General features: G+C 71.2%; 4 protein-coding genes and 2 pseudogenes. All 6 read left to right on the forward strand.

Annotation, left to right across the window (positions count from 1 at the left end; translation table 11 throughout):
• The first annotated feature begins 4 nt into the window (after nucleotides 1–4).
• The gene (locus tag GUY61_RS04510; protein WP_166628737.1) at nucleotides 5–442 is read left to right on the forward strand and encodes an NUDIX domain-containing protein; all 438 of its coding nucleotides are present in this window, start codon (nucleotides 5–7) and stop codon (nucleotides 440–442) included.
• A gap of 66 nt (nucleotides 443–508) precedes the next feature.
• Nucleotides 509–1828: a UDP-glucose/GDP-mannose dehydrogenase family protein gene (locus GUY61_RS04515; RefSeq protein ID WP_166628738.1), complete on the forward strand. Its 1320-nt coding sequence runs from the start codon at nucleotides 509–511 to the stop codon at nucleotides 1826–1828.
• A gap of 311 nt (nucleotides 1829–2139) precedes the next feature.
• A complete protein-coding gene (locus GUY61_RS39715; protein WP_166628739.1) occupies nucleotides 2140–2418 on the forward strand; it encodes a GFA family protein in 279 nt (92 codons plus the stop codon).
• Nucleotides 2419–2505: 87 nt separating this feature from the next.
• Nucleotides 2506–2735, forward strand: a pseudogene (locus tag GUY61_RS04525) (M15 family metallopeptidase); the annotation flags it as partial.
• A gap of 444 nt (nucleotides 2736–3179) precedes the next feature.
• Nucleotides 3180–5978: a DEAD/DEAH box helicase gene (locus GUY61_RS04530; protein ID WP_313896507.1), complete on the forward strand. Its 2799-nt coding sequence runs from the start codon at nucleotides 3180–3182 to the stop codon at nucleotides 5976–5978.
• A pseudogene (locus GUY61_RS04535) lies at nucleotides 5975–6246 on the forward strand (hypothetical protein); the annotation flags it as partial. The gene GUY61_RS04530 and the pseudogene GUY61_RS04535, both read left to right, overlap by 4 nt.

Here is a 6246-nt window from a genome sequence, read left to right on the forward strand (position 1 = left end):
CCGGATGCACCAGGACACCACTGCCGACAGCCCGGCCACCGCCCGCGGAGCGGTCGCGATCATCACCAACCGCCGCGGCGAACTCCTCCTCCACCTGCGTGACAACCTGCCCGGCAAGATCGCCTGGCCGGACCACTGGAGCGTTCTGGGAGGCGGCTGCGACCCCGGCGAGCTCCCTGCCGCTGCGATCGTCCGCGAGCTCGACGAAGAAGCCGGCCTGCTCGTCGACGAACTCACCGAGCTGTTCGAGATCCGCGACGAGCACGGCTCCGGGCAGCTGATCACGTTCTTCGCCGCCTCCTGGGACGGCGACGAGACCACGTTGCCCCTCGCCGAGGGCGTCAAGCTCCAGTTCTTCGCCCCCGAACACCTCGGCATCCTCACGATCCCGCCGTTCATCCGAGACGGGATCAACCGCTACCTGGCCACCCGGCCTGCCTGAGCACCCCGCCCCCAGGGCGGGGCAGAGGTGGGGCCGTCGGCGGCCCCACCTCGCAAAGGACCCGTCATGAAGCTCACCGTGATCGGCTGCGGTTACCTCGGCGCCACCCATGCGGCCTGCATGGCCGAACTAGGCCACGAGGTCCTCGGCATGGACTGCGACATGGACAAGGTCGCGATCCTCAACTCCGGCAAGGCCCCCTTCCACGAGCGCGACCTCGACGAGATGCTCGCCCGCCACACCGCCTCGGGACGCCTGAAGTTCACCGCCTCCTACGCGGAGGCCGCCGCCTTCGCCGACCTGCACTTCATCGGCGTCGGCACCCCGCAGCAGCCCGGCGAGAACGCCTACGACCTCACCCACCTGTTCACCGCCGTCCGCCAGCTCGCACCCCGCATCAAGGGTCCGGCCGTCGTCGCGGTGAAGTCGACCGTCCCGGTGGGCACCGCACCCCGCGTCCGCGACCTCCTCCACGAGTTCGCACCGGCTGGCGACCGCATCGAGGTCGCCTGGAACCCGGAGTTCCTGCGCGAGTCGTTCGCCATCGAGGACACCCTCCGCCCCGACCGGCTCGTCCTCGGCTTCGAGACCGAGCACTCCTGGGCCGAAGCCGTCCTGCGGCAGTGCTTCAACAAGATCATCGAATCGGGGACGCCGACGATCGTCACCGACTGGGCCACCGCCGAGCTCGCCAAGGCATCCGCGAACGCCTTCCTCGCCACGAAGATCTCCTTCATCAACGCCATCGCCGAGGTCTGCGAAGCCTCCGGCGCCGACGTCGGCACCCTCGCCGACATCCTCGGCCACGACGCACGCATCGGCCGCCGCGGCATGCGACCCGGCCTCGGCTTCGGCGGCGGCTGCCTGCCCAAGGACATCCGCGGCTTCATGGCCCGCGCCGGCGAGCTCGGCGTCGACCAAGCCCTGACGATCCTCCGCGAGGTCGACGCGATCAACAACCGGCGCCGCGAGCGCATGATCGACCTCGCCCGCGAACAGCTCGACGGCAACCTCCTGGGCAAGCAGATCACCGTCTGGGGCGCCGCCTTCAAGCCCAACACCGACGACATCCGCGACTCACCCGCCCTCGCCGTCGCCCAGAAACTCCACGAACTCGGCGCCGAGGTCACCGTCACCGACCCCCAAGCCCTGGACAACGCCCGCAAGGCACACCCCGACCTCGACTACGTCGACGACCCCATCGCCGCAGTCCAGGACGCCGACCTGCTTCTGCACCTCACCGAGTGGCCCCAGTTCTCCCACATCGACCCGCACCGCCTCGCCGCCCGCACCGCCACCCCGCGCGTCATCGACGGACGCGGCACCCTCAACACCGACACCTGGCGCGACGCCGGATGGACCGTCCGCGCCCTCGGACGCCCCTGAGCCGCGGTTTCGTCGCCCGGCCCCGTGACGCCTCCGCAATCGGTGCACGCGGCCGGGGCCACGCCAGAGCTGCAAACAGCGTCCTGGCGATCATGGAAGCGATGGCACACTGATGGGCTCAACTTGCCCATCGCGCCCGGGAGATCACCTGATGAACGCCATCCCCGCCGCCGACGCCCAGGGAACCGAAACAGCCAAGGAACGTACCGGCGGCTGCCTGTGCGGCCGCATCCGCTTCACCACCCGAGGTCCGGCGGTCTTCCCCCACTTGTGTCTGCCGCCACTGTCAAAAGCTCGGCGGTACACCAGTGATGTGGTGGGTGGGATTCGAGACCGTCACCTGGACCGGTGAGGGCGGCGAGCCAACCTGGTACGAGACCTTCGAAGGCGAGGCGAAGCGCGGTTTCTGCCCGACCTGCGGCAGCCGCGTCGCGGCCATCGACAGCGACATCCCCGAGATCGGCATCAACGTCACGGCCCTCGACGACACCAGCGGCCCAGACCTCGTGCCGATCCACGCGTCCTTCCGCGACAACGCCGTGCACTGGCTGCCCCCGGTGCCGGAGACCGAGCACAGCAAGGCCGGTTGACCGCCCGTCCATTGGCCGGCGACGCCACCCACGCCCTCAATAGCCCCGGCTCGCATCCCGCTCTCGCCCGCGACTAGGGCGCCAACGGGCACGCACGTGAACGCCAGCCCCGAAGAGAGCGACGGCGCCTGCTACACGGACGCCGCCTCGATCAGCCCCCAAGCCCGCACGAACCGGGCCCTGCTGGCCGCCGCCATGTCCGCCGCCGGACTGGTGAACTACGCGACCGAGTGGTGGCACTGGAGCTACGGCGACCGCTACTGGGCCTGATGACCAACCAGCCGGCGGCCCTGTACGGGCCGCGCGACCTTGCCTGACAGGGACGAATTCGCCAGCGGCCCCCAGACCACGCCCCGAGCGACGTGCAGCCCGTGGACCCGCTGGGCGCCCGTGGCGTAGCGTCAGCGGGGCGAGATCTCGCCCCGCTCGCACACCCGCCGAGAGGCGGTACTGCCGGCCCGGTCGTGCGGACCGCCGGCCGCCCCGGCCGCCCTCCGGATGCCAGCCGAGACCTGCCCGATGTACGCCTCCAGCGCGCGCTTCGCTCCACCCAGTGGGCCGTGTGCTTGGGCGCACCGTGCACGGCGAACGGCCGGTCGACGACACCGACGAGGATGTGGTCCCGGTGCAGATGCTCTTGTCACTCGTTCGGGTCTCTTCCACGCTGTTGGGCGCCGAGAGACCGGTCGCCCTGGGAAGATCCGGGTTGTCTTGTGCCCTTCTTGCGCAAGGGTGTTGTGGTTGAGGGGAGTTCGTCTGCTGTGGGTCGCTACCGCCTGATCGATTACGCGGCGGTGTTCGACCCTGCCGATCCTCCGCGGTCGGGCCGGATGGTGTTCTTCAGGCCCGTGGCATCGATGGGGGCGCCCGAGAAGGTGACCGTTCCCGAGGGCGCCGTGCTCGGGGAGCGGGAGACGACGGTGGTGCGGGCCCGCCGTGACGGGGTCCGCTCCGCCCGGGCGCCGTACTGGTGGATGCCCCTCGACGCCGCACTGCCGGTACTCGCGCGCAGCCGTCTCGACGGTGAGGGTGAGGAGAGCTGCCAGTTCTGGGGGGCGGCCTCCCTGTTCGCCCTCCAGCTGCTGGCGCGCGGCCGGCTGCACCCGGACGTGACGGCGGCCGGCTTCGATACCTGGCGCAGCGCGGCTGAGTTGCCGGACGAGCAGGAGTACTTCGGTGTCCTCGCCGAGGCGATGCCGCCGCAGGCCCGTGCCCTGCCGTTCGGCGCGAACAGCTACCCGCTGTCCGTTCCCGAGCGCTCGTTCCTGCTCGGCGCGTTCCTCGACGCGGCTGCCGACTCCTTCGCGCGCACCCCTGGCGGCTCGGGGGCGTACGCGGGCCGCGCCCCGCAGCACGTCCCGCACCTGACGCTGGGAGCGGGACCACGGCCCGCGGGGGCGCCGGTCAGTGTGCAGATCTCCCTGCGGTTGGAGATCGAGGACGTCGGCGACACCGGTGTGCGGGCCGTTGTCCAGGTGCAGGACGTCGATCCGCCCCAGGACCTGGTGGACGCTGGCGCGCTGTGGCGGCGCCCGGCGCCGCCGGGGTCGTCGGACGCGGCCCGGCAGGAGGGGACTCTGGTCGCTCTGCGCGGTGCCGCGCGCGCGTGGCCGCCGCTGGAGCGCCTGCTGGACGCGCCGGTGCCGGACGCTCTGGAGGTGCGCGGCAAGGAGGTCGACGACCTCTTCGGCGATGCGGTGGACGACTTGGTCGAGGCGGGCTGTGCGGTGCACTGGCCCCGCGATCTGGTCCGCTCGCTGACGGTGCGGGCCGTCCTGGGCCCGAAGAAGCCGGGCGCCGCGCCGTCCGGCCGGCTGAGCCCGGACGCGCTGCTGGGTTTTCGCTGGCAGGCGGCGCTCGGGGAGGACGGGGACCTCACCGACGGCGAGATGGACCGGCTGGCCGAGACGAAGCGCCCCTTCGTGCGGCTGCGCGACCAGTGGGTCCGTGTCGACGCGGCCGTCCTGCGCAAGGCCCGTCGGCGGAGGATGGCCGACCTGACGGGCTTCGACGCCGTCGCGGCGGCGCTGACCGGGCAGGTCGAGGTGGACGGCGAGGTGATCGAGCTGGAGCCGGCCGGGTGGCTGGCAACGCTGCGCACCGTGCTCACGAGCCCGGTCCCCGAGACGGCACCCCCCAAGGCCCTGGCCGGTACGCTGCGCCCCTACCAGCGGCACGGCCTGTCCTGGATGCGGCAGCTCACCTCGAACGGACTTGGCTGCTGTCTCGCCGACGACATGGGCCTGGGCAAGACCATCACCTTGATCGCGCTGCACCTGACCCGGCAGGAGGCCGGGGCGACTCAGGGGCCGACGCTGGTGGTCTGCCCGGCCAGTCTCCTGGGGAACTGGGAACGCGAGGTCAGCAGGTTCGCTCCCTCGACGGGGGTGCGCCGCTTCCACGGCCCGGGCCGCACCCTGGCTGGGCTCGACGAGGCCGGCTTCGTCCTGACTACCTACGGGACCGCCCGGCTGGACGCCGAGCAGCTCGTGGGCGTGGACTGGTCGCTGGTCGTCCTGGACGAGGCCCAGCACGTGAAGAACGCCGCCTCGTCCACCGCTCGTGCCCTGCGGAGCATCCCCTCCCGCGGCCGCGTCGCGCTCACCGGCACGCCGGTCGAGAACGACCTCTCCGAACTGTGGTCGGTGCTGGACTGGGCCACCCCCGGGCTTCTCGGCCCGCTCAAGTCGTTCCGGACCCGCTTCGCCAAACCGATCGAGGCGCACCGTGACCCGGCCGCCACCGCACAACTCGCCACGTTGATCCGTCCGTTCGTGCTGCGCCGCCGCAAGAGTGATCCCGGCATCGCGCCGGAGCTTCCTCCCAAGACGGAGACGGCCCAGTACGCGCGCCTGACCCGCGAGCAGGCAGTGCTGTACGAGGCGGTGGTGCGCGAGACGATGGTGAAGATCGAGGCCGCCGAGGGCATCGAACGCCGCGGCCTGGTCCTCAAGCTCCTCACCGCGTTGCGGCAAATCTGCAACCATCCGGCCCAGTACCTGAAGGAGGCCGACTCCCCGCGGCTGGCGGGCCGTTCGGGGAAGCTCGGTCTCTTCGAGGACCTGTTGAGCGTCATGCTCGCCGAGCAGCAGTCGGTGCTGGTCTTCACGCAGTACGTCGAGATGGCCAAGCTGGTCTCCGCCCGCCTCGGCCAGCAGCACATCGAGCACCGCACCCTGCACGGCGGCACGCCGGTGGCCGGCCGTCCCACCCTCGTGGACGCCTTCCAGAACGGCGACTTCAAGGTGTTCCTGTTGTCGCTGCGGGCCGCCGGCACCGGCCTGACCCTCACCCGGGCCCAGCATGTGATCTTCCTGGACCAGTGGTGGAATCCCGCGGTCATGGACCAGGCCGCCGACCGCGCCTACCGGATCGGCACCCGCCATCCCGTCCAGGTCCACAGCCTGATCAACGAGGGCACCGTCGAAGAGCGGATCGCCGAGCTCCTGGCCGCGAAGAAGGACCTCGCCGACACGGTCCTCTCCGACGTGAGCAGCGGATTGACCGAGCTGGACGACGAGCAGCTCTACGACCTGATCGCGCTCAGGAGTAGCGGATGACCCTCACCGACAACAACCCCTACCGGATGCGGTTCACCCCCTTCGTCCCGCTCCCGGGCGACGAGCTGTGCGAGGGTGCCGGCGGCCGTCTCTGGCTGGAGGCGCTCGCGCGTCGGACCAAAGGCACCGCGAAGAGCCCGTTCGGCCGCGCCCGCGCGTACGCCCGGACCGCCGCGGTGACCCACCTGGTGATCGAGCCCGGCATCATCCGGTGCTGGATCAACGAGAACACCAGCCCCGCCCCGGCCCCGCGCACGCAGGCCATGCG

The organism is Streptomyces sp. GC420, from assembly GCF_009916105.1.
Taxonomy (GTDB): Bacteria; Actinomycetota; Actinomycetes; order Streptomycetales; family Streptomycetaceae; genus Streptomyces.